The 22,573-nt window shown below is 69.5% G+C and carries 18 protein-coding genes and 2 tRNA genes; 12 read left to right on the top strand and 8 right to left on the bottom strand.

Annotated elements, in window-relative coordinates; translation table 11 throughout:
- The first annotated feature begins 113 nt into the window (after positions 1 to 113).
- Entirely contained in the window at positions 114 to 953 is an 840-nt protein-coding gene (locus tag ABZ833_RS16135) for a DNA-formamidopyrimidine glycosylase family protein (protein ID WP_361046629.1), read from the top strand.
- Between the two features lie 48 nt (positions 954 to 1,001).
- Here ABZ833_RS16135 and ABZ833_RS16130 read toward each other — a convergent pair whose 3' ends face one another.
- Complete coding sequence (locus ABZ833_RS16130; RefSeq protein WP_361046626.1) at positions 1,002 to 2,231, bottom strand: GNAT family N-acetyltransferase; 1,230 nt, start codon at positions 2,229 to 2,231, stop codon at positions 1,002 to 1,004.
- Between the two features lie 129 nt (positions 2,232 to 2,360).
- Here ABZ833_RS16130 and ABZ833_RS16125 point away from each other — a divergent pair, with 129 nt between their 5' ends.
- Positions 2,361 to 3,521: a PP2C family protein-serine/threonine phosphatase gene (locus ABZ833_RS16125; protein ID WP_361046624.1), complete on the top strand. Its 1,161-nt coding sequence runs from the start codon at positions 2,361 to 2,363 to the stop codon at positions 3,519 to 3,521.
- Here ABZ833_RS16125 and ABZ833_RS16120 read toward each other — a convergent pair.
- Positions 3,507 to 4,688, bottom strand: a complete 1,182-nt coding sequence (locus ABZ833_RS16120; RefSeq protein WP_361046621.1) for a cation:proton antiporter — start codon at positions 4,686 to 4,688, stop codon at positions 3,507 to 3,509. The two genes, ABZ833_RS16125 and ABZ833_RS16120, sit on opposite strands and share 15 nt — an antisense overlap.
- A gap of 260 nt (positions 4,689 to 4,948) precedes the next feature.
- On the opposite strand from ABZ833_RS16120, the gene ABZ833_RS16115 reads away from it, so the two are divergent.
- The 3 genes from ABZ833_RS16115 to ABZ833_RS16105 all read left to right on the top strand — a co-directional run bounded on the left by ABZ833_RS16115 (position 4,949) and on the right by ABZ833_RS16105 (position 8,806).
- Complete coding sequence (locus tag ABZ833_RS16115; RefSeq protein ID WP_361046619.1) at positions 4,949 to 5,806, top strand: ABC transporter ATP-binding protein; 858 nt, start codon at positions 4,949 to 4,951, stop codon at positions 5,804 to 5,806.
- Between the two features lie 70 nt (positions 5,807 to 5,876).
- Positions 5,877 to 8,342 (top strand): ABC transporter permease, encoded by a 2,466-nt coding sequence (locus ABZ833_RS16110; RefSeq protein WP_361047474.1) that lies wholly within the window; start codon positions 5,877 to 5,879, stop codon positions 8,340 to 8,342.
- Positions 8,343 to 8,356: 14 nt separating this feature from the next.
- The gene (locus tag ABZ833_RS16105; protein WP_361046616.1) at positions 8,357 to 8,806 is read left to right on the top strand and encodes an HD domain-containing protein; all 450 of its coding nucleotides are present in this window, start codon (positions 8,357 to 8,359) and stop codon (positions 8,804 to 8,806) included.
- Between the two features lie 9 nt (positions 8,807 to 8,815).
- Here the strand turns inward: ABZ833_RS16105 and ABZ833_RS16100 are convergent, their stop codons facing one another.
- Entirely contained in the window at positions 8,816 to 10,078 is a 1,263-nt protein-coding gene (locus tag ABZ833_RS16100) for an acyltransferase family protein (RefSeq protein WP_361046613.1), read from the bottom strand.
- 630 nt (positions 10,079 to 10,708) lie between these two features.
- Between ABZ833_RS16100 and ABZ833_RS16095 the strand changes: the two genes are divergently transcribed.
- On the top strand, positions 10,709 to 10,903 hold the full coding sequence (locus ABZ833_RS16095) for a hypothetical protein (protein WP_160505028.1): 195 nt from the start codon (positions 10,709 to 10,711) through the stop codon (positions 10,901 to 10,903).
- A gap of 136 nt (positions 10,904 to 11,039) precedes the next feature.
- Here the strand turns inward: ABZ833_RS16095 and ABZ833_RS16090 are convergent.
- Positions 11,040 to 11,110 (bottom strand) — tRNA-Gly (locus ABZ833_RS16090).
- Positions 11,111 to 11,260: 150 nt separating this feature from the next.
- On the opposite strand from ABZ833_RS16090, the gene ABZ833_RS16085 reads away from it, so the two are divergent.
- From ABZ833_RS16085 to clpX, 5 genes are all read left to right on the top strand, one after another.
- Positions 11,261 to 11,337, top strand: a tRNA-Pro gene (locus tag ABZ833_RS16085).
- A 126-nt stretch (positions 11,338 to 11,463) separates the two neighbouring features.
- A complete protein-coding gene (gene tig / locus ABZ833_RS16080; RefSeq protein WP_361046609.1) occupies positions 11,464 to 12,858 on the top strand; it encodes a trigger factor in 1,395 nt (464 codons plus the stop codon).
- A 418-nt stretch (positions 12,859 to 13,276) separates the two neighbouring features.
- Positions 13,277 to 13,882 (top strand): ATP-dependent Clp protease proteolytic subunit, encoded by a 606-nt coding sequence (locus ABZ833_RS16075; RefSeq protein WP_249593023.1) that lies wholly within the window; start codon positions 13,277 to 13,279, stop codon positions 13,880 to 13,882.
- A gap of 62 nt (positions 13,883 to 13,944) precedes the next feature.
- Complete coding sequence (locus tag ABZ833_RS16070; RefSeq protein WP_249589922.1) at positions 13,945 to 14,625, top strand: ATP-dependent Clp protease proteolytic subunit; 681 nt, start codon at positions 13,945 to 13,947, stop codon at positions 14,623 to 14,625.
- Between the two features lie 156 nt (positions 14,626 to 14,781).
- Complete coding sequence (gene clpX / locus ABZ833_RS16065; protein ID WP_361046605.1) at positions 14,782 to 16,068, top strand: ATP-dependent Clp protease ATP-binding subunit ClpX; 1,287 nt, start codon at positions 14,782 to 14,784, stop codon at positions 16,066 to 16,068.
- A 98-nt stretch (positions 16,069 to 16,166) separates the two neighbouring features.
- On the opposite strand, the gene ABZ833_RS16060 is transcribed toward clpX, so the two are convergent.
- From ABZ833_RS16060 to ABZ833_RS16050, 3 genes are all read right to left on the bottom strand, one after another.
- Positions 16,167 to 17,033, bottom strand: a complete 867-nt coding sequence (locus ABZ833_RS16060; protein ID WP_361046602.1) for a hypothetical protein — start codon at positions 17,031 to 17,033, stop codon at positions 16,167 to 16,169.
- A gap of 20 nt (positions 17,034 to 17,053) precedes the next feature.
- The gene (locus ABZ833_RS16055) at positions 17,054 to 18,037 is read right to left on the bottom strand and encodes a hypothetical protein (protein WP_361046599.1); all 984 of its coding nucleotides are present in this window, start codon (positions 18,035 to 18,037) and stop codon (positions 17,054 to 17,056) included.
- Positions 18,038 to 18,144: 107 nt separating this feature from the next.
- Positions 18,145 to 19,083, bottom strand: coding sequence for a hypothetical protein (locus ABZ833_RS16050; RefSeq protein ID WP_361046596.1), 939 nt, complete (start codon positions 19,081 to 19,083; stop codon positions 18,145 to 18,147).
- Between the two features lie 137 nt (positions 19,084 to 19,220).
- On the opposite strand from ABZ833_RS16050, the gene ABZ833_RS16045 reads away from it, so the two are divergent.
- A complete protein-coding gene (locus ABZ833_RS16045; protein ID WP_361046593.1) occupies positions 19,221 to 21,845 on the top strand; it encodes a valine--tRNA ligase in 2,625 nt (874 codons plus the stop codon).
- Here the strand turns inward: ABZ833_RS16045 and ABZ833_RS16040 are convergent, their stop codons facing one another.
- Positions 21,846 to 22,514, bottom strand: coding sequence for a hypothetical protein (locus ABZ833_RS16040; protein ID WP_361046590.1), 669 nt, complete (start codon positions 22,512 to 22,514; stop codon positions 21,846 to 21,848).
- Positions 22,515 to 22,573: the final 59 nt, after the last annotated feature.

Below are 22,573 nucleotides of genomic sequence, written 5' to 3'. Positions count from 1 at the left end.
GGGCACCGTCCATCACCGGCTCCGCCGAGTTCGACCTCAATCGCCGGACGGGCTGAAATTCAGCCCGTCCGGCGATTGAAGATGCTGGAATCCGCACCCCCTGGGAGGACCCCGTGCCGGAGGGGCACACCATTCACCGGCTGGCAGCCGACCACCGGGAGCGGTTCCAGGACTGTGGCCCCCTGAGGGTCACCAGCCCCCAGGGCAAGTTCTCCGACAGCGCGGCCCTGCTCGACGGCCAGGAGATGGACACCGCCGAGGCCCACGGCAAGCACCTCTTCCTCGGCTTCGCCGACACCGGCTGGATCCACATCCACCTGGGCCTCTTCGGCAAGGTCAACTTCGGCACCGCGGCCGCCGTGAACCCGCCCACGGACACCGTCCGCCTCCGCCTGGCCACCAAGGACGCGTACGTGGACCTGAGGGGCCCCACGACCTGCGCCCTCATCACGGACGAGGAGAAGCAGGCGATACACGAGCGGCTCGGCCCGGATCCCCTGCGCCCGCAGGACGGCCCTGCTCCCGCCTACGCCCGCATCGCCCGCAGCCGCACCACCATCGCCGCCCTCCTCATGGACCAGAAGGTCATCGCGGGCGTCGGCAACGTCTACCGCGCCGAGGTCCTCTTCCGGCACCACATCGACCCGTACACCCCGGGCAAGGACATCCGCCCCGCCCAGTGGACGGCGATCTGGGACGATCTGGTCGCCCTGATGCGCGAGGGCGTGCGCCTCAACCGCATCGACACCGTCAGGCCCGAGCACACGCCGGAGGCGATGGGCCGCCCGCCGCGCGTGGACGACCACGGGGGCGAGGTGTACGTGTACCGCAGGGCCACGATGCCCTGCCACATCTGTGGCGGCGAGATCCGCACCGCCGATCTCGCCGCCCGCAACCTCTTCTGGTGCCCGAAGTGCCAGCGCCCCGCCCGCTCCCGCCGCAAGAGCGCCTAGGACCGCAGCCCCGACACCCCGCTGCCCCGACCCGCCTGAAGCCCCCGGCTAGAACCCGTGCGGCAGCCACGGCGCGACGTCAGAGCCGAAGGCCAGGGTCGCCTCGGCCAGTGCGCCGGGACGCAGTTCCCGTACCCGGCCCGCGGCCGCCAGTGACGTCAGGGAGACACCGCCGAGGTAGGCCGAGCCCAAGTCCCGTACGGACAGGGCCAGATCGGCGTCGTCGTCGGTGCGCTCGCAGGTCGCGCCCTTCAGGTCGCCGTTGAGCCGCCAACGGCCCGCGTTCCAGGGGCAGAAGGCGTCCTCGACCTCCAACACCAGGTTCACCGGCGCCCGGTAGGTGCGTGCCTCCAGCGCGGCGCTCACCTCCACCAGACGTACGTGGAGCGCGTCCTTCACCTGGACCCTGCAGCGCCGCACGTCCGAGACGAGCTGGAGGATCGCGTCGTCCATCGGACGGCTGTGCGCGTCGATCCCCGACGTCAGGTCGATGCCGAAGAGGAACTGCCACAGCGCCGCGTTCGCCGCCGGGTCGACGGCCTCCAGGTCGCGCAGTCTGACCGTGCCCTTGGGGCCCGCCGCGTCCCAGTCGGGCTTCACGCTGTAGCGCGCGTACCCGACGAGCTCCCCGTCGCGCTCGGCGACCACGCACTGCAGCGGTGACGCGCCGTGCCGCTCGCTCTCCGGGTCGAGCAGGCCGAGCCGCTCCCAGCCGGGCTGCCTGGCCAGCATCCCCGGGCGCTCGCTCACCCGCCGTGCGTACAGCGCCTCGCACGCCGCGTGGACGTCGGCGGGCTTTGCGTACCGAAGGCGTACGTCATCGGTGCCGGCCGGGACCGACAGGCGCACGCGTGTCGTGTCGATCTCGGCCTTCAGCTGCTGCGTGGCCGCGCCGTACCCGAACCGTCCGTAGATGGCGGGCTCGGAGGCCGTGAGCACGGCCAGACACTCGCCCTTCGCGCGTACGTCGTCCAGCTGGCGCCGCATCATCGACGTCAGGATGCCCCGCCGCCGGTGCGTCGCCGCGACGCTGACCATCGTCACACCGGCCGCGTCCACCAGGGAGCCGCCCGGCACACAGAGGCGGAAGCTGAAGGCTCCCGTCGTGCCGACGCAGGTCTCGCCCTCCCAGGAGCCGAAGAAGCGGTCGAACTCGGTCAGCGCGTTCCAGAGCTCGCTCTCCTCCTTGGCCTCGGCGACGCCACCGAAGGCGAGCTCCAGCGTTCCGTAGTACTCGTCCCAGTCTTCCTGGCGCAACTCCCGCAATTCCGTCGTCATATGCCATGCCTACCAGGGTGAAGCGGACGGAGCGACAGGATTTACGCGCGCCGACGGCATGCCTCTGATGGGGGACAACGGGCACCTCCCGTGCGAAGTGGCTGGCCCGGTGGATAGGGTCCGGGAGCAATGGCAGGCAGGCGAGCGGAAGCCGAGACGTTTACAGCCCGGATGAAGAAGCGGATCCACCGGGCTCGCATAGGGCTGCGCAAATCCGGGGTGGACTACTTCAGAGGCGACGGCTCGGACTGGGTCGCGCTCGCGGGCCTGCTCGTCACCATCCCGGTGATCACCTTCTGCACCATCGTCAACAACGTGTGGTTCGCGCCCTCCGCGCTCGTCCTGCCCATCGTGGCGGGCGGCCTGCTCCTTCGGCCCTCCAGCCTGCTCGGCCTGTACGCGACGGCCGCGGCCGCGCTCATCGTGGAGTCCGTCCAGCTCGGCCCGTACACGGAAGGGAGCTCGCGGGTCACGCCCGGAGTGGTCCTCGTCGTCGCGGCCTGCGGCTTCTTCGGTCTCGTCATCGCGCAGTTCCGCAGCCGGGTCGGCGTGCCGTGGCGCGGTGGCGGAACGATGCTCTTCGACCTGCGTGAACGTATCCGCGTGCAGAGCAAGCTGCCGAAGCTGCCCCGGGGCTGGCACCGCGAGATGGCCCTGCGGCCCGCGGGCGGCCAGTCCTTCTCGGGTGACTTCGTGGTCGCGGCCCGCACGAACGGCGGCCGCACCCTGGAGGTCGTCCTCACGGACGTCTCGGGCAAGGGCATGGACGCGGGCTCCCGCGCCCTGCTCCTTTCGGGCGCCTTCGGCGGCCTCCTCGGCTCGCTGCCGCCGCACGCGTTCCTGACCGCGGCCAACGGCTACCTCCTGCGCCAGGACTGGGACGAGGGCTTCGCGACCTCCATCCACCTGGTCCTGGACCTGGAGACCGGCGACTACGAACTCTTCACGGCGGGCCACCCGCCGGGCCTCCAGCTCAGCGCGGGCAGCGGCCACTGGGAGGAGAAGGCCGCGGAGGGACCGCTCCTGGGTGTGTACGACGGGGCGCAGTTCGACCCGGTGAAGGGCTCCCTGCGCCCCGGCGACGTACTGATGCTGTTCACCGACGGCCTCGTGGAGACCTCCGACCGCGACATCAGTGAGGGCATCGACCGCCTCACCGGGGAAGCCGACCGCTATGTGGCGGGCGGCTTCCACGGCGCCGCGTGGCACCTGATCGAGGCGGTCGCGAAGGACGTCAACGACGACCGGGCGCTGCTGCTGATCTGCCGGGAGCCGTCAGCGGGCGCCTGACATCTCGGGCTCCGGCTCCGGCACGGGATCGCGCTTGCCCGGCAGGATCCGGGCCAGCCAGTGGGACCGTCCCGCCGCGAGCGGACCGAGCACCGCGAGCAGCAGCACGTACCCCGCGATGAAGGGGGACAGGCGTTCGTCGAGGCCCGCGGTGGCCGCCATCGTCGCCAGGATCAGGGCGAACTCGCCGCGCGCCAGCAGAGTGGTGGAGATGTTCGCCGCGGGTCCCGCCCCGAAGCCGTAGATGCGCGCCGCACCGAGTCCCGCGAGGACGTTCATGAGCAGCGTCACGGCGACGGCCGCGAGCACCGGCCAGAGGACGACGGGCAGGTCGCCGGGGTCGATCGAGAGCCCGAACGCGAAGAAGAAGATCGCCCCGAACGCGTCCCGCAGGGGGTGCACGAGCTTGCGGACGCGCTCGCCGGACGCCGTGCTGCCCACCATCAGGCCGACCATGAACGCGCCGATCGCGTCCGCGACCCCGAACCACTCCGAGACCCCGGCCACGAAGACCGCGGCCCCGAGGAAGGAGATGACGAGCAGCTCGTCGTCCCGGGTGTCCATGAGCCGCCCGACGACCTTGGTGCCGAAGCGCGCCACGAGGGCGAGCAGCAGCAGGAAGCCGAAGGCCTTGCCGCCGTCCATGACGGCCGCCGCGAGGCTGTCGGCGCCGGACAGGACGGGCTGCAGCGCCGCCAGATAGAGCGCCAGGAAGATGTCCTCGACGACGATGATGCCGAGGATCGGCTTCGTCTCGGGATTGCCGAGGCGTCCGGTGTCGACGAGCACCTTCGTGACGATCGCCGACGAGGAGATGCCGAGCACCCCGGCGAGGACCAGCGCCTCGGAGGTGCCCCAGCCGAGGGCGAATCCGAAGCCCAGGCCCGCGCCGACGTTCAGCGCGAGATACGTCCCTCCGGCGAGGGCCATCTTGCGGCCGCCCGTCTTGAGGTCGTCCATGTGGAACTCGAGGCCCAGGTAGAAGAGCAGAAGCACCAGGCCGAGCGCCGAGAGCATCTCCAGGTCGTGGGGGTCGGAGAGCAGGACCACGCCGGGAGTGTGCGGGCCGAGGAGGATCCCGGCCAGGATGAAGAGCGGAATGGTGGGGAGTCCGATGCGGCCGCCCACGCGGGCGAGCACGGCGGCGGCGAGAAAGGCGCCGCCCATGGCTATCAGGGTGTCTGCGTGTCCGATGGGCCCGTTCCTCCTGGTAGTCGGCGACGCACCGCCCGCCACGAATGGCAAAGGGAGCGTCAAGAACGCGTCAATAGTTAGCTTACCAAAGGATTTATGCGGCAACTGTGTAGGGCGTACATCCGCTCCCTGCGGGGGCTATCCCCACCCCCGATTCGCCGGGGGACCTCATGGTTCACAGAACCCCGGAATCCGTACGTTCGAGGCATCACCTACGGAAGGCGGAGAGAGCCATGGGGCTGCGGCGCAAGAAGCGATCCGAGGCGGACGCACAGGGCGAGCGGAGCGGGGCCGCGATGCCTCCCATGCCCCCGATGCCCGGCGGGGCGCCCCGCGGCGCCGACTGGGCCGTCGAACTGCACGGCGTACGCCGCAAGTACGGCAAGGGCTCCGGCGCGGTGCACGCGCTCAGCGGCATCGACCTCGCCCTCGAGCGCGGCAGCTTCACCGCGGTCATGGGTCCCTCGGGCTCCGGCAAGTCCACCTTCCTGCAGTGCGCCGCCGGACTCGACCGGCCGAGCCAGGGCACGGTGCACCTGGGCGGCACGGAGATCACCTCCATGAGCGAGAACAAGCTGACCGCCCTGCGCCGCACCCGCCTCGGCTTCGTCTTCCAGGCCTTCAACCTGCTGCCCTCGCTGACCGTCGAGCAGAACGTGGTCCTGCCGATGCGCCTCGCGGGCCACCGCCCCGACCGCCGCAGGGCCGCCGACATGCTCAGCCGCGTCGGCCTCGGCGCCGACAAGCACAAGCGCCGCCCCGGCGAGCTCTCCGGCGGCCAGCAGCAGCGCGTCGCGATCGCCCGCGCCCTGGTCACGAACCCGGACGTGATCTTCGCCGATGAGCCGACCGGCGCCCTGGACACCACCACGGCCTCCGAGATCCTCGGCCTGCTCCGCTCGGCCGTCGACGGCATGGGGGCCACGGTCGTCATGGTCACCCACGACCCGGCGGCCGCGGCCTACGCGGACCGGGTCCTCTTCCTCGCCGACGGCGCGATCGTGGACCGCCTTGAGCGGGCCTCTGCCGAGCAGATCGCGAGGCGTATGACGACGCTCACGGCACCGGCGTACGCGACAGCGGCGGCATAGCCCCGCGCGCCCGCCCCGCCTCGCCCCGCCTCGCCCCTCCACCGACTCCGGAGAATTTCCCGTGCAGTTCATGCCCAACGGCCTCGCCCGCGCCGCCATCCGCTTCAAACCCTCCGCCTTCGTGGGTACGTTCGTCGCGCTGATGATGGCCGCGATGATCGTGTCCGCGTGCGGCATCCTCCTGGAGACGGGGGTGCGCGCATCGGTGCCGCCCACCCGCTACGCCGGAGCCCCCGTGGTGGCCGCCGCCGACCAGCGGGCCCACTTCGTCACGGGCAGCGGGGACAGCCGTTCCGAGTCGGCCACGCCGTTGCCCGACCGGGCCCGCATCGACAACTCCCTGGTGCGGACGGCGGGTTCGGTGCCCGGCGCGCGCACCGCCGTCGCGGACGTCACCTTCCCCGTGCAGTCCGGCGGCAGGAGCGTCACCGCGCACGGCTGGGGCTCCACGTCCTTCACCGGCGAGAAGCTGACCGCGGGCCGCGCCCCGCAGCCCGGCGAGGTCGTCCTGGCCGCGCCCGGCGCCTCCGTGGGCGAGCGCACCACGCTGACCACGGCGGACGGACCGCGCGACTTCCGGGTCTCCGGAACCGTCCGGGCCGCCGACGGCGCCCCCACGGCCTGGCTCGCCGACTCCGACGCCGTACGCCTCTCCGGCCACCCCGGCCGTATCGACGCCATCGCCGTCCTGCCCAAGGACGGCGTCACGGACGACGCCCTCAAGTCCCAGGTGGCACAAGCGCTCGGCGCCAAGGCCGACGTCCACACCGGCGACGACCGCAGCGAGGCCGAGGGCTCCGAGGTCGCCTACGCCCAGGAGATGCTCACCGGCATCGGCGGCTCCTTCGGCGGCATCGCCACCATGGTCGCCATGTTCACCGCGGCGGGCACGGTGGCGCTCTCCGTCGGACAGCGGGCCCGTGAGTACGCGCTGCTGCGGGCCATCGGCACCACGCCCCGCCAGATCCGCCGCACCATCGCCACCGAGGCCCTGCTCGTCGCACCCCTCGCGGGAGCGGTCGGCGTACTGCCCGGAATCGCCCTGGCCGGCTGGTGGTTCGGCCAGCTGAAGGAGAAGGGCGCGATCCCCGAGGGCCTCGACCTCTCGGTCTCCTTCATCCCCCTCGTCTCGGCCGTCGGCGCCGCGGTGCTCACCGCGCTGCTCGCCGGCTACGCGGCGGCCCGCCGCCCCTCCCGCATCAGGCCGGGCCAGGCGCTGAGCGAGTCCTCGGTGGAACGCCTGCGCTTCGGCTGGATCCGTACGCCGCTGGGCATCGCGGCGGCCGTCGGCGGCTGCGTCTTCGCCGGGGTCGCCTCCTCGCTGACGGGCGACGACGCGGCCAACGCGGCGCTCGGCATCGTCATGCTGTTCATGCTCGCCGTGGCCCTGCTCGGCCCGCTGGTCGCCCGCGGCTGCGCGGCCCTGTTCGGGCTTCCGCTGCGCGGCGCGGGCGCTTCGGCCTCGCTCGCGGCGGCCAACTCCCGTACGAACGCGCGCCGTCTGGCCTCGGCGATCACCCCCATCGTCCTCGCCATGGCCTTCTCGTCGACCCTCGTCTTCATGCACACCAGCGAGGACCGGGTGGCGGCCGACCAGCAGCGCGAGGGCATCACGGCGGACCACATCGTCTCCGCCTCGGGAGCGGGAGTGACCCCCGACGGGGTGACGAAGGCGGCGCGGGCCCCGGGAGTCACCTCGGCCGTGGGCCTCCTCAAGACCTCCGTCCTGGTGCCGGTGGGCTCGGGCGGCGACCGCTGGCTGGAGTCGGCGTCGACGCAGGGCCTGACGGGCTCGTCCCGTGATCTGGCCAAGGTCCAGGACCTGGACGTCAGGACGGGCACGATGGCCTCGCTCGGCAAGGGCGAGATCGCCGTCGACGCGAAGCTCGCGGACTCCGCGCACGTGAGGACGGGCGAGCGCATGACGCTGCGCATGCCCGACGGCACGAAGGCGTCACCGAAGGTGGTGGCGACGTACGGCAGGGGCCTTGGCCTCTCCCAGGTCACGCTCCCCGCAACGGACTTGAAGCACCACGTGACGTCGTCCTTCTCCTCGGAGATCTGGACGAAGGGAGCGGCCCCGGCGGCCCTCACCTCCCTGGGCACGCTCCAGGACCGTGACGGCTACGCCACCGCCCAGTCCACGGACCGCCAGGTCAACGCCTGGGCGAACGCGGTGATGGCGGCCGTGCTCGGAGGATTCGCGGCGATCGCCGCGGCCAACACCCTGGTGATGACGGTCCTGGACCGCCGCCGGGAGCTCGGCACGCTGCGCCTGATCGGCTCCACCCGGCGTCAGGTGATGCGGATGGTGCGGTGGGAGGCGCTCCTGGTCGCCGGCGCGGGCATCGTGATCGGCTCGGCGATCGCGCTGGCGACGCTGGTCCCCATGATGAACGGCCTGACAGGGGAGTCCCCGTACATCCCGCCCCTCCTGTACGGCTCCTTCGCGGCCGCGGCACTGTCCCTGGGCCTGACGGCGACCGCCTTGCCGGCGAGGGCGGCGCTGAGGGAATCCAGCCCGTCCGGCGCCTGAGGAAGAATCCCCGCATGAACTCCAGCCCCACCCTGTCCCTCGCCGAGGTAGAGACCATCGCCCGCCAGGCCCACGCCACCCAGAAGGACAAAGCGGGCCGCCCCTACGCAGAGCACCTGCAAGCCGTGGCAGAGGGCGTCCGCGCCAGAAACGGCTCGGCGGAACAGATCGCCGCGGCCTGGCTCCACGACGCCCTGGAGGACAACGCCCTCACCGAGGAGTGGCTGCGGGACGCCGCACTCACCCCACGTACGAAGGACATCGTCCGCGCCCTCACCAAGCACCCGGGCGAGCCCCCGGAGGCGTACGCCCGGCGCATCCTCGAAACCCCCGGCGCCCGGCTGGTGAAGGAGGCGGACCTGGCCCACAACGCGAATCCGGCCCGCCTAGCAGAGCTAGACGGGCCGACCCGCACTCGCCTCACGGCGAAGTACACCAACATGCGCGCCCTGTTGGGCCTGTGAACCAAGCGGTCAAGCCGAGGACTTGGCCCGCTCCCGAGCCAACGCCGCGGCATCCCGCTTGAACGCCCACTCCATCTTCGGCTCCATGGCGAAGCGGAACATCCGCTGCACCGGAGGCGTACAGAGGAGCGTCACCACAGCCGCGGCCACCAGTGACACGAGCACCTCGCCGGCAGGCGTGTGCATCCACGCGTAGTCGTCGAACCAGCCCCAGAAACGCGAGCCCTTGGCGAGGAAGCCGTGCAGCAGGTAGCCGTACAGCGTGCCCGCGCCGAGCACCGTGAACCACATCTTCCGGCGCGGAACCCACGCGAAGAAGCACGCGGTAAGGATCGCCGAGCAGCCGAACAGCGCCAGCGTCATCACGACACCGGCCCACCACGGGGCACCCAACTCCTGGGCGCTGTCCCGGCGGTAGAACCATGCCGAGGTCATCCGCGGACCGGCCCAGTACGCGAGGAGCAGTGCGCTCGCGAAGATCGGGATGGAGAGCAGCCGCACCTCGCGGCGCCGCACCAGCTGGAAGTACTCGGGCTTCATGATCAGGCCGAGCACGAAGAAGGGCAGGAACTGCAGCACGCGCTGCAGATCGAGATCGTCACCGATGTCCGGAGAGATCGTGGCGAGCACGGCGATGGCGAGCGCGAGCGGCAGCGGCCAGCGCACCAGCTTCCACAGCGGGGTCGTCAGACGCCAGACGAAGAGCGCGACCAGGAACCAGGTGAGGTACCAGGGGTCGAGCAGACTGATCGGCTGCGTCGGATCGTCGTCCGCGTAGCGCTTGAAGAAGGTGTACGCGACCTCGAAGATGACGTACGGCACGGCGACGCCGGTCACGAGGCGCTTGAGCCGGTCGGACCGCATGTCGAAGCTGCGTGAGAAATAGCCGGAGATGAGGATGAACGCCGGCATGTGGAAGGTGTAGACGGTCATGTACAGCGCCTCTGCGGCGCGACTGCCGTCGGTCAACGGCTCCCAGGCGTGCGCCATCGCGACCAGGACGATCGCCAGGTACTTGGCGTTGTCGAAGAAGGAGTCGCGCTGCTTGGCGGGTTGACCCGTGGAGACGGGTCTGTCCGAGGAACCGGTGTGGCCCGTGGAGCCTGAGTGGCCCGTCGAGCCGGGTCGAGCGGTGGTGCCGGCCGGGGCGTGGGGAACGGTCGCGGCCATGGTGGACTGGGGGGCGCGGGGGCCAGGTACTCCGTCCGCCGGCACATGTGCCGGGGGGAGCGGCGCCCGGTGGCGGCCGTGCGGGTGAACCGAGTTCGTCACAGGCCCTCCCACCAAGAGCTCGGTGAGACGATCCGGGACCGCACTGCGCTTGCGGGGATGGTGGCAGCGTGGAACATCTGAGGCACCCTAGCGTCGCTTGCGTGTATTCGTAAAACCCTCAACTCGGCTGTCAGCTCAATCACAGACGGTTCGGGGCTATTGGGGTCCGAGTACCCAGGAATCACAGAAGTCGACATGGAGATTCACCTCCCGTCACCTTGCATTACACGGGGTTGAATGTCCTTTACGTCACAACTCATCCCCCTTAAACGGCGCATAACGCCTGCGGGCGACTCTGGTGAAATGTCCGATTGATCGGCCCTTTGTGGTGCCGGTGATGTGCGTCCGGCAACAATTCGAATTTCTGGCGAACGAGTTGTGTGGCGATGGAAACGATCAAGCCGAATTAGTGGCCGTGCGCGGGCTTCGAATTGCCGTGCGGGAGCGCGGTGTTCATGTGCCCCAAGGGCGACCCCGTGCGCCGGACCCGCGCCGAGCACGTGCGGCGATGGCCGACGATGTGTCACCGGCCGCATACAGAAGGCGCGTTGGTGGCACGATGGTCCTGGCGGGGGTGTGCGGGGTCGTACCCCCCGGGCCGGGGAGAGACCGACCTAGGGTGTGATCAGTGTGGCCATTTCGCTGTCAGTGGTGTTGCTGTTGGCGATCATCCTCATCGTGCTGATCCGCGGGGGATCGATCAAAGCGGGGCCCGCGATCGTCGCGGTGCTCTTCGGGTTCTTCCTCGCCTCAACCGGAATGGCGCCCTCCATAAACCGCTTCCTCAATGAAGTGGCCGAGACGATCAACTCGATCAGCTTCTGACCGGCGTACGAGGTCCGCTCCGCCCGAGGCCCGGCCCCGGCGTCCGCGGCCTGCTCCGCCCGGCGGTCCGACCCCGGAGACCCGAACGCAGAAAAGCCTCCGGCCCGGTTCCGAGGAACCGGGCCGGAGGCCACCGAGCGGGTGACGGGAATCGAACCCGCGTAGCTAGTTTGGAAGACTAGGGCTCTACCATTGAGCTACACCCGCATGCTTCGCACCACAGGACATCGCTGGTCAGCGACCGCGGCACGGCAAGCATCGTAGCGGGTCGGAGCCCCTCGCCGCACACCCCGTACGTACTCGCGATTAAGCGGGCGTCGCACTGCCTGCAGGCATGTACCCTACGTCTCGCACCGACGGGGTGTGGCGCAGCTTGGTAGCGCGTCCGCTTTGGGAGCGGAAGGCCGTGGGTTCAAATCCCGCCACCCCGACCAGCAAGATCTCCTTCACAAGATCGCATTGTGGGTCGGCTCCCGCTTGCCGTTACTATGCAAGCTGTGTGCCCGTGTGTCTCTGAGCCGGGCTCAATCCCAAGAAGTCAGCCCCAAGGAGACCGAACCGTGAAGAGCGCCGTGGAGACCCTGAACCCGACCCGGGTTCGGCTCACTGTTGAGGTGCCCTTCGAGGAGCTCAAGGAAAGCCTCGACGCGGCCTACAAGAAGATCAACCAGCAGGTCACGGTGAAGGGCTTCCGCAAGGGCAAGATCCCGGCCCGAGTCATCGACCAGCGGTTCGGCCGCGGCGCCGTCCTCGAAGAGGCCGTCAACGACGCGCTCCCGAAGTTCTACACCGAGGCCGTGAACGAGGCCGAGCTCAACGTCCTGGGCCAGCCCGAGGTGGACATCACCGAGCTGAAGGACAACGAGACCCTCAACTTCACCGCTGAGGTCGACATCCGTCCCGCGATCGAGATCCCGGACTACTCCGGCATCGAGGTCGAGGTGGACGCGGTCGAGGTCAGCGATGAGGACGTCGAGAAGGCCGTCGAGGAGCTCCGTGAGCGCTTCGCGTCCACCTCGCCGGTCGAGCGTGCCGCCGAGGACGGCGACGTCGTGACGATCGACCTGGAGGCCAAGGTCGAGGGCGAGGTCCTGGAGGACGGCGTCGCGTCCGGCGTCTCCTACACGATCGGCTCCGGCGAGCTCCTCGAGGGCATCGACGAGGCCGTCAAGGGCCTGGAGGCCGGTGGCGAGGCCACCTTCACCTCCGAGCTCAAGGGCGGCTCCGCCGCGGGCAAGGAGTCCGAGGTGACCGTCAAGGTCACCCAGGTCGCCGCCCGTGAACTGCCCGCCCTGGACGACGACTTCGCGCAGCTCGCGTCGGAGTTCGACACCCTGGACGAGGTCAAGGCGGACAGCCGCAAGCGCCTCGAGAACATGAAGCAGTACGACCAGGCGACGCAGGCCCAGGAGCGTGTCCTGGAGAAGCTGCTCGAGCTGGTCGAGGTCCCCGTCCCCGAGAAGCTCCTCGCGGACGAGATCGAGACCCGCAAGCACAACCTGGTGAACCACCAGCTCGGCCAGATGGGCCTCGACCTCGCGAAGTACCTGGAGATCCAGGGCAAGACCGAGGAAGAGTTCGACGCCGAGACCAAGGAGCAGGCCGAGAAGGGCATCAAGACGCAGTTCGTCCTTGACGAGCTCGTCAACAAGGAGAAGCTGAACGTGAACCAGGAGGAGCTCACCGAGCACCTCATGCGTCGCGCGCAGTCCTCCGGCATGTCCCCCGACCAGTTCGCCCAGGCGGTCGTCGAAGGCGGCCAGGTCCCGATGCTGGTCGGCGAGGTCGCCCGCGGCAAGGCCCTCGCGGTCGTCGTGGAGGCCGCGACGGTCAAGGACACGAACGGCGAGGTCGTGGACCTGGACGACGAGGACGAGACGGCCGAGACCGTCGAAGCCACGGAGTCGGCTGACGCCGCCGCCGAGGACAAGGCCGAGGAGAAGACCGAGGCCTGAGCAGCCTCGCTTCACTGAACGCACAGTGGGCCCCAGGGACGCATGTCCCTGGGGCCCACTGCCTTAGGGGCGCGGGGAACTGCGCGAGCAACCCCCACAAGCCGCAGGCGCGGCTGCCACGGGCGGTCCCACGGCGGGTGCGGCCTGTCGGGGGCGGGCCGCGCAGTTCCCCGCGCCCCTGACGGGGCACCCCGGCAGCCCTGTAAGGCACCCCCGCCAGAACCTGCGCTCACAGCGAACAGTCACCTTTGCGGGATTCCCCGGACGGGGCTGAGCGTTAGGGTCCATGAATACGAGGGCAGGGGAGTCCCCGAAGCCGCCCCGGAGCGGCGAGCACGCGGGGTCCCAAGCCTCAGAAGAAGACGTGAGACGGCCCGGCGCCGTCGTAAGACGAGCAGGTGGATACGTGACGAATCTGATGCCCTCCGCCGCCGGCGACCCCTCCATCGGTGGTGGCCTCGGCGACCAGGTCTACAACCGGCTGCTCGGCGAGCGGATCATCTTCCTCGGCCAGGCCGTGGACGACGACATCGCCAACAAGATCACGGCGCAGCTGCTGCTCCTTGCCGCTGAGCCGGACAAGGACATTTTCCTTTACATCAACAGCCCTGGTGGATCCATCACGGCCGGCATGGCGATCTACGACACCATGCAGTACATCCAGAACGACGTGGTGACGATCGCGATGGGCATGGCGGCCTCGATGGGCCAGTTCCTGCTCAGCGCCGGTACGCCCGGCAAGCGCTTCGCGCTGCCGAACGCCGAGATCCTGATCCACCAGCCTTCTGCCGGACTCGCGGGCTCCGCGTCGGACATCAAGATCCACGCCGAGCGCCTTCTCCTCACGAAGAAGAAGATGGCGGACCTCACCGCGTTCCACACGGGCCAGACCGTCGAGCAGGTCACCCGCGACTCGGACCGCGACCGCTGGTTCGACCCGCTGGAGGCCAAGGAGTACGGCCTCATCGACGACATCATGCCCAACGCGGCCAGCATGCCGGGCGGCGGCGGCACCGGAGCCTGAGCCTCGCCGCTCAGCCCTTCCGAAGCCGACCTCAGCCCACGCTCCTCAGGAGACCTACAGAGATGAAGAACTACCCCGGCAGCGGCCTCTACGAGCGCGCTCAGGCCGAGTACACCGGCCCCACGGCCGAATCCCGCTACGTCATCCCGCGCTTCGTCGAGCGCACCTCGCAGGGCGTGCGCGAGTACGACCCGTACGCGAAGCTGTTCGAGGAGCGCGTGATCTTCCTCGGCGTGCAGATCGACGACGCGTCCGCCAACGACGTCATGGCGCAGCTCCTGTGCCTGGAGTCGATGGACCCGGACCGTGACATCTCGATCTACATCAACAGCCCCGGCGGCTCCTTCACGGCGCTCACGGCCATCTACGACACGATGCAGTTCGTGAAGCCGGATGTCTCGACCGTCTGCATGGGGCAGGCCGCGTCCGCCGCAGCCGTGCTCCTCGCGGCCGGTACGCCGGGCAAGCGCATGGCGCTCCCGAACGCGCGCGTCCTGATCCACCAGCCCTACAGCGAGACGGGCCGCGGTCAGGTCTCCGACCTGGAGATCGCCGCGAACGAGATCCTCCGGATGCGTGCGCAGCTGGAGGAGATGCTGGCCAAGCACTCCACGACGCCGATCGAGAAGATCCGCGACGACATCGAGCGCGACAAGATCCTCACTGCCGAGGACGCGCTGGCATACGGCCTGGTCGACCAGATCATCTCCACTCGGAAGATGAACAACGCCTCGGTCGTCTGACGCAGCGCTGTAGCATCTGCCGTTCCTTGGCACGGTTCACGTCAAAGTGAACCGTGCCAAGGGGGGCCCGAACGGGGGGCCAGGCAAGGTACCGTCGGATATGAGGCACCAGGAGTCGCTGAACGTGGCGTCTCCCAGGCGAAGGGGAAGCACCTCGTGGCACGCATCGGTGACGGCGGCGATCTGCTCAAGTGCTCGTTCTGCGGGAAGAGTCAGAAGCAGGTCAAGAAGCTCATCGCAGGTCCCGGTGTGTACATCTGCGATGAGTGCATCGACCTCTGCAACGAGATCATCGAGGAAGAGCTCGCGGAGACGAGCGAGGTGCGGTGGGAGGAACTCCCCAAGCCTCGCGAGATCTACGAATTCCTCGAGGGGTATGTCGTGGGCCAGGAGCCCGCGAAGAAAGCCCTCTCGGTAGCGGTCTACAACCACTACAAGCGGGTCCAGGCCGGTGAGACCGGCGGCGCGCAGGGCCGTGACGACGCGATCGAACTCGCCAAGTCCAACATCCTGCTGCTCGGCCCGACCGGCTCCGGCAAGACGCTGCTCGCGCAGACGCTCGCGCGCATGCTGAACGTCCCGTTCGCTATCGCGGACGCGACGGCGCTCACGGAGGCGGGCTATGTCGGCGAGGACGTCGAGAACATCCTCCTGAAGCTCATCCAGGCCGCTGACTACGACGTCAAGAAGGCCGAGACGGGCATCATCTACATCGACGAGATCGACAAGGTCGCCCGCAAGAGCGAGAACCCGTCGATCACGCGCGATGTATCGGGCGAGGGCGTCCAGCAGGCCCTGCTCAAGATCCTGGAAGGCACGACGGCCTCGGTCCCCCCGCAGGGCGGCCGCAAGCATCCGCACCAGGAGTTCATCCAGATCGACACGACGAACGTGCTCTTCATCGTGGGCGGCGCCTTTGCCGGCCTCGAGAAGATCATCGAGTCGCGGGCGGGCGCGAAGGGCATCGGCTTCGGCGCCACGATCCACTCCAAGCGCGAGCTGCAGGAGAAGGACCGGTTCGAGGACATCATGCCGGAGGACCTGGTGAAGTTCGGGATGATCCCGGAGTTCATCGGCCGCCTCCCCGTGATCACCTCGGTCCACAACCTGGACCGCGAGGCCCTGCTCCAGATCCTGGTGGAGCCGCGCAACGCACTCGTGAAGCAGTACCAGCGCCTGTTCGAACTGGACGGCGTGGAGCTGGACTTCGAGCGCGAGGCGCTCGAGGCCATCGCCGACCAGGCGATCCTGCGCCAGACCGGCGCGCGTGGTCTGCGGGCCATCATGGAGGAGGTCCTCCAGTCGGTGATGTACGAGGTTCCGTCCCGCAAGGACGTGGCCCGCGTCGTCATCACGGCGGACGTCGTCCACTCGAATGTGAACCCGACGCTGGTGCCGCGCGACGCGCGGGGTCCGGGCCCGGGGGAGCAGAAGTCGGCGTAGCCGTCTCCAGGTCTACGTGACTCCAGGTCTACGTGAAAGGGGCGCCCGGCGAGTGATCGCCGGGCGCCCCTTCGCGTTGAACGGCCTTGTCCCGTCGCCTACTTGACCTCGACGCGGACGTCGTCGCGCAGGTTGGCCACCAGGCTTGCGACGTCCTCAAGCGCGATGTCGTCGCCGCTCGCGGTGGCGGCGGCATCGGAGTACGCGGCGTACGCGACCGTGCTGTGGTCGCCCCAGACGCACATGGGCGTCTTGAAGCTGTTCGGGACACCTTCGTCGTCCGGTCCGACCGCGCCCATCCTGAACTCGGCCGCCTGGCACTTCATGACGCCGTTCTCGAAGCCGTCCGGAGTGAACTCCTCGGGGCTGCCGATGAGTTTCATGCCGCCGGGCGTCTTCGAGTTCTTCTTCATCTCGGCGAACATGGCGTCGACGACCTTCTCCGGGTCGTCGATCTCCCCGTACACACCGGAGTAGTTGAGGGACCTCATGGTCGATCCCTCGCCACGGTTGTAGGCGGCGAAGACGTCCTGAGGGTTGCTGACGCCCTGCTTCTCCAGGTCCTTGAGGTCGCTCGACGACATGCCGCCACCGCCGCCGGCGGACGAGTCGTCCTTCTTGTACTCGCCGCCGAGGACGGACGCGGGCGCCGTCAGCTTGTACGTCTTGCCGTCATCGGCGACGGACCCGCCGTCCTTCCCCGCGGTGAACCACCACACGCCGGCACCGACCGCGGCGACCGCGACCACGGCGGCGACGACGATGCCGGCCTTCTTGCCGCCACCGCCCTGCGGGGCCGGAGGCGGCGGAACCTGCCCGTACGGGCCCTGGGGCTGCTGGGGGTAGCCGTAGCCGGGCTGCGGCACCGGAGGCTGCTGAGGGCCGCCGTAGGGCCCCTGCTGGCCGTAGGACCCAGGCTGCTGCGGCGACTGCCCGCCGTACGGGCCCGGCTGGTGGTGGCTCATTTCGTGGGTTCCCCTTGGTGTCAGAGCTTGACGCGGACTTCCTTGCGGAACTTGGCCGTCTTCTCGGCGGCCTCGTCGAGGTCGGCGCTCTTGCCGGACATCGCGTTCGCCACGTCCGTGGTGATCACGATGCCGAGCGTGCTCTTGTCGCCCCAGATGCAGGTGGCCATCGACATCTCGCTGGGGCTCTGGCTGCTGCCGGCCGACGACGTGCCGAGGTCGACCTTCATCTCCTGGCACTTCAGGAGCGCGCCGTCGAGCCCGGCGGGGCTGTACGACTTGGGGCTGCCGACCAGCGTCATCTTCTGGCCGCCGCTGCCGCTGCCTTCCTGGGCGTTCTTCTCCGCCTCGCCGAACATCGCGTCGACGACCGTCTCCGGGTCCGCGATGTCGCCGTAGACGCCGTTGAACTGCAGGATCTTCTGCGACAGCGGGTTGTCCTCGTCGCCCGCCTGGTACTGCGCCGAGACGTCCTTGGCGTTCTTGACGCCGTGCTTCTCGGCTTCCCTGACGTCACTGGAGGTCATGCCGCTCTCGGCGGCCCCCTCCTCGCCCTTCTTGTACTCGGTGAGGACCGTGGCTGGCGTGATCAGCTTGTGCGGACCGTCGTCCTCGATCCCGGAGCCGCCACCGGCAACGGACGAGGAGCCGCCCTTCTTGCCGCCGTCCTTGTCGTCACCGCCCGCGAAGACGAAGTACCCGCCGACAGCGACCGCGGCGACCGCGACCACGGTGGCGATGATGATGCCGGTCTTCTTGCCGCCGCCCTGCGGGGGCGGCGGGACCTGCCCGTAGGGAGCCTGCGGCTGCTGGCCGTACGGGCCCGGCTGCTGGGGCTGGCTGTACGGCTGCTGCGGCGGGACTCCCTGGGGCGCCTGCTGGGGGTAGCCGTAGCCGGGCTGGGGTGCCTGCGGCGGCTGGCCGTAGGGGCCCGGCTGCTGGCCGTAAGGACCGGGCTGCTGGGGCTGCTGGCCGCCGTACGGGCCTGGCTGGTTGTAACTCATGACGTGGGTTCCCCCTAAGCGCGCTTATGTGTTTCGAACATCCTGACGGAAGCAGCCCCGGTCGAAGCGACCGGGGCTGCTGAGCGCGGAGTGACGCCGTCAGGGCATCAGGCCTTGACGCGGACTTCCTTGCGGAGCTTCGTCGTGGTGTCCGCGGCGCTCCCGAGGTCGGGGGCCTTGCCGGTCATGGCGCTCGCCATGTCGACCGGGAGCACGACACCGACCGTGCTGTTGTCGCCCCAGATGCAGACCGGCATGCGGATCTCCTTGGGACCGGAGCCGCCGCCCTTGACCTTCATCTCCTGGCACTTCAGGACCGCGCCGTCCCCGTTGAAGCTCTTGGGGCTGCCGACCGGTGCGCCCATGTCGGACTCCTCCTCCGCGGCGTTCTCCTTCATCTTGGAGAACATCCCGTCGACCACCTTGGACGGGTCGTCGATCTCGCCGTAGACGCCCATGAACTTGATCATCTTCTGGGCCAGCGGGTTGCTCTTGTCGCCCGACTGGTACTCGGCGTTCACGGGCTTGCCGTTCTTGACGCCGTCCTTCTCGGCCTTCTCCATGTCCTCGTCGCTGAAGCCGCCGCTGCTGTCGCTCCCGGCCGCCTTCTTGTACTCGGAGAGGACCGTCTCGGGCGTCACCAGCTTGTGCGGGCCGTCGTCCGAAACCGCGGAGTTGCCCGCCGACGAGCTGTCGTCCTTGCCCGCCGTGAACCACCAGATGCCGCCGCCGATCGCGACGAGCGCGACGACCGCACCGATGATGAGGCCGGTCTTCTTGCCGCTGCCGCCACCCGCGGGCGGGGGCGGCGGGACCTGCCCGTACGGGCCCTGCTGGTTCTGGTCGTACGGACCCGGCTGCTGCGGCTGGCTGTAGCCGCCCTGCTGCGGGGGAACTCCCTGGGGCGCCTGCTGGGGGTAGCCGTAGCCGGGCTGGGGTGCCTGCGGCGGCTGGCCGTAGGGGCCAGGCTGACCCGGCTGCTGCCCGTAAGGACCGGGCTGCTGGGGCTGCTGCCCGCCGTACGGGCCAGGCTGGTTGTAGCTCATTGCGTGGGTTCCCCTCCGAACGCTTATGTGTTCCCGACATCCTGTACGAAGGCAGAGCCCCTTTGTGGCTCCCGGCCGCAACCGTTACTCAAGAATCCGGTTTCGGGACGGGTCTGTGACACCTCTAAACTGGCCCGGTGACCGAGAACACTCAGCAGCAGAATCCAGCGCCCACCACCGAACTGCCGACCCAGTACGCGCCGGCCGAGGTAGAGGGGACGCTGTACGAGCGCTGGGTAGAACGCGGCTACTTCTCCGCCGACGCGGCGAGCGAGAAGCCCCCGTACACCGTCGTCATCCCGCCGCCGAACGTCACGGGATCCCTGCACCTGGGCCACGCCTTCGAGCACACGCTCATCGACGCCCTCACCCGCCGCAAGCGCATGCAGGGCTTCGAGACGCTGTGGCAGCCGGGCATGGACCACGCCGGCATCGCCACGCAGAACGTCGTGGAGCGCGAGCTCGCCAAGGAGGGCAAGTCCCGCCACGACCTGGGGCGCGAGGAGTTCATCGAGCGCGTCTGGAAGTGGAAGGGCGAGTCCGGCGGCCAGATCTCCGGGCAGATGCGCCGCCTCGGCGACGGCGTCGACTGGGACCGTGAGCGGTTCACCATGGACGAGGGCCTGTCCCAGTCCGTCCAGACCATCTTCAAGAGGCTCTACGACGACGAGCTGATCTACCGCGCCGAGCGCATCATCAACTGGTGCCCGCGCTGTCTGACGGCCATCTCGGACATCGAGGTCGAGTACCAGGACGACGACGGCGAGCTCGTCTCCCTGAAGTACGGCGACGGTGACGAGACCGTCGTCGTCGCCACCACCCGCGCCGAGACGATGCTCGGTGACACCGCCATCGCCGTCCACCCGGACGACGAGCGGTACAAGCACCTCGTCGGCAAGCTGATCAAGCTGCCGCTGACCGACCGCTCGATCCCGGTCGTCGCGGACGAGCACGTCGACCCCGAGTTCGGCACGGGCTGCGTCAAGGTGACCCCGGCGCACGACCCGAACGACTTCGAGATCGGCCAGCGCCACGACCTGCCGAACATCGCGGTCATGGACGAGCACGCGGTCATCACCGTGCCCGGTCCCTTCCAGGGCCTCGACCGCCTGGAGGCCCGCTCCGCCATCGTCGGCGCCCTGCGCGCCGAGGGCCGCATCGTCGCCGAGAAGCGCCCGTACACGCACTCGGTCGGCCACTGCTCGCGCTGCAAGACCACCATCGAGCCGCGCCTGTCGATGCAGTGGTGGGTCAAGGTCGCCCCGCTCGCGAAGGCCGCAGGTGACGCGGTCCGCGACGGCAAGGTCGCGATCCACCCGCAGGAGATGGAGAAGCGCTACTTCGACTGGGTCGACAACCTCCACGACTGGTGCATCTCGCGTCAGCTGTGGTGGGGCCACCGGATCCCGGTCTGGTACGGCCCGAACGGCGAGGTCGTCTGCGTCGGACCCGACGACGAGGCGCCCACCGGCGAGGGCTGGACGCAGGACAGCGACGTCCTCGACACGTGGTTCTCGTCGGGCCTGTGGCCGTTCTCCACGCTCGGCTGGCCCGAGGAGACCGAAAGCCTCGCGAAGTTCTATCCGAACTCCGTCCTGGTCACCGGCTACGACATCCTCTTCTTCTGGGTCGCCCGGATGATGATGTTCGGCCTGTACGCGATGGACGGCACCCCGCCGTTCCACACGATCGTGCTGCACGGCATGGTCCGCGACCAGTTCGGCAAGAAGATGTCGAAGTCCTTCGGCAACGCGGTCAACCCGCTCGACTGGATGGACAAGTACGGCTCGGACGCCGTCCGCTTCACGCTGGCCCGCGGCGCCAACCCCGGCGTCGACGTGCCGATCGGCGAGGACTGGGTCCAGGGCTCGCGGAACTTCGCCAACAAGATCTGGAACGCCACGCGCTTCGCGCTGATGAACGGCGCCACGATCGAGGGCGAACTCCCGCCCGTGGAGCAGCAGTCGGCGACGGACCGCTGGATCCTGTCCCGGCTGAACGCGACGGTCGCCGAGGTCGACGCGCTCTACGACGACTACCAGTTCGCCAAGCTGTCGGACGCCCTCTTCCACTTCGCGTGGGACGAGGTCTTCGACTGGTACGTGGAGCTGTCCAAGACCACGTTCATGGCGGGCGGCGACGCGGCGAAGGTCTCGGGCCGTGTCCTGGGCGAGGTCCTCGACGTGACGCTGCGCCTCCTGCACCCGATCGTCCCGTTCGTGACGGAGACGCTCTGGACGACCCTCACCGGCCGCGAGTCCCTCGTGATCGCCGAGTGGCCCTCCGACAGCGGCTTCCGTGACGCCGCGGCCGAGCAGGAGATCGAGACCCTCCAGCAGGTCATCACCGAGGTCCGCCGCTTCCGCGCCGACCAGGGTCTGCAGCCGGGCCAGAAGGTCCCGGCCCGGCTGTCCCTCGACGGCACGACGCTGGCCAGGCACGAGGGCGCCATCCGCCAGCTCCTGCGCCTCCAGCCGGAGGGCGAGGGCTTCGCGGCCACCGCCACGCTGCCGGTCTCGGGCGCCACGGTCGCGCTCGACCTGTCCGGCACGATCGACGTCGCGGCGGAGCGCAAGCGCCTCGCCAAGGACCTCGCGGCGGCCGAGAAGGAGAAGGCGCAGGCCACGGCGAAGCTCGGCAACGAAGCGTTCCTGGCCAAGGCTCCGGACAACGTGGTCGACAAGATCCGTGGCCGCCTCACCAAGGCGGACGCCGACATCAGCCGGCTGCAGGCCCAGCTGGACGGCCTGCCGCAGGCCTAGTCAGGCGGTGGTGACAGGGCCCATGGAACCAGCCGGTTCCATGGGCCCTGTCCCGTGTTCGGGGCCCGTCTCCTGCCCGGGGATGAGCAGGACCTGCTCGGGGATGTGCAGCCCGAGGCGCACCAGCTCCGCCTCGGCGAGCGCGTCGATGATGTCGGGGTCGCCGCCGCGCCAGCCCTCGGCGAGGCTGCCCGCGGTGGCGTCGGGGAGTTCGTACGCGGTCCGTGCGACCTCGTCCAGCGGCCTCAGCAGGGCGCGCAGGGCGAGCAGCTCGCGGCCGTCGTCGCTCGCGGCGAGCTCCTGGGCGGCGGCTGCCTGCCGGATCCAGCGCAGGCGCCGGGGGAGCCAGCTGCTGAGCACGAGGCCGACGGGTACGAGGAAGACGACGACGGCGCCCACGATCACCGCCGCGCGGACGGTCACCGGGTCCCCGGCTCCGGCGACGTCCGCGGCGGCCCGCAGGGCGGAGTCGACGCGATCACCGACCAGGGGCAGGCGGGAGGGGGCGCCGAGGGACGGGGCGGGGGCTTCCGGTGCGGGACGGGTGAGCAGACAGGCCAGCCGGTAGGCGACGACGGCGGCGGCGGTCCACAGCGCGGTCCAGAGCAGGACCGCGCCGTCGCCGAGGAGCTGGCGGGTCCGTCGGCCGGGGTTCTGGGCATACCACATGGTCTGATTTGACCCCCGGCGACGGCCTTTGGGGGACCGCCACGCCGACGTGTCACACT

It is taken from the genome of Streptomyces sp. NPDC047525, from assembly GCF_040643025.1.
GTDB classification, from domain to species: Bacteria; Actinomycetota; Actinomycetes; order Streptomycetales; family Streptomycetaceae; genus Streptomyces; species Streptomyces durmitorensis.
Note: the sequence above shows the minus strand (reverse complement) of the source record. Positions and strands in the feature narration are given on the sequence as shown.

Coding starts and splice junctions, on each gene's coding strand:
- ABZ833_RS16070 (WP_249589922.1), top strand. CDS start 13,945: ATGAAGAACTACCCCGGCAGCGGCCTCTACGAGCGCGCTCAGGCCGAG.
- ABZ833_RS16105 (WP_361046616.1), top strand. CDS start 8,357: ATGAACTCCAGCCCCACCCTGTCCCTCGCCGAGGTAGAGACCATCGCC.
- ABZ833_RS16125 (WP_361046624.1), top strand. CDS start 2,361: ATGGCAGGCAGGCGAGCGGAAGCCGAGACGTTTACAGCCCGGATGAAG.
- ABZ833_RS16130 (WP_361046626.1), bottom strand. CDS start 2,231: ATGACGACGGAATTGCGGGAGTTGCGCCAGGAAGACTGGGACGAGTAC.
- ABZ833_RS16115 (WP_361046619.1), top strand. CDS start 4,949: ATGGGGCTGCGGCGCAAGAAGCGATCCGAGGCGGACGCACAGGGCGAG.
- ABZ833_RS16055 (WP_361046599.1), bottom strand. CDS start 18,037: ATGAGTTACAACCAGCCAGGCCCGTACGGCGGCCAGCAGCCCCAGCAG.
- ABZ833_RS16050 (WP_361046596.1), bottom strand. CDS start 19,083: ATGAGCTACAACCAGCCTGGCCCGTACGGCGGGCAGCAGCCCCAGCAG.
- ABZ833_RS16040 (WP_361046590.1), bottom strand. CDS start 22,514: ATGTGGTATGCCCAGAACCCCGGCCGACGGACCCGCCAGCTCCTCGGC.
- ABZ833_RS16110 (WP_361047474.1), top strand. CDS start 5,877: ATGCCCAACGGCCTCGCCCGCGCCGCCATCCGCTTCAAACCCTCCGCC.
- ABZ833_RS16060 (WP_361046602.1), bottom strand. CDS start 17,033: ATGAGCCACCACCAGCCGGGCCCGTACGGCGGGCAGTCGCCGCAGCAG.
- ABZ833_RS16120 (WP_361046621.1), bottom strand. CDS start 4,688: ATGGGCGGCGCCTTTCTCGCCGCCGCCGTGCTCGCCCGCGTGGGCGGC.
- ABZ833_RS16075 (WP_249593023.1), top strand. CDS start 13,277: ATGCCCTCCGCCGCCGGCGACCCCTCCATCGGTGGTGGCCTCGGCGAC.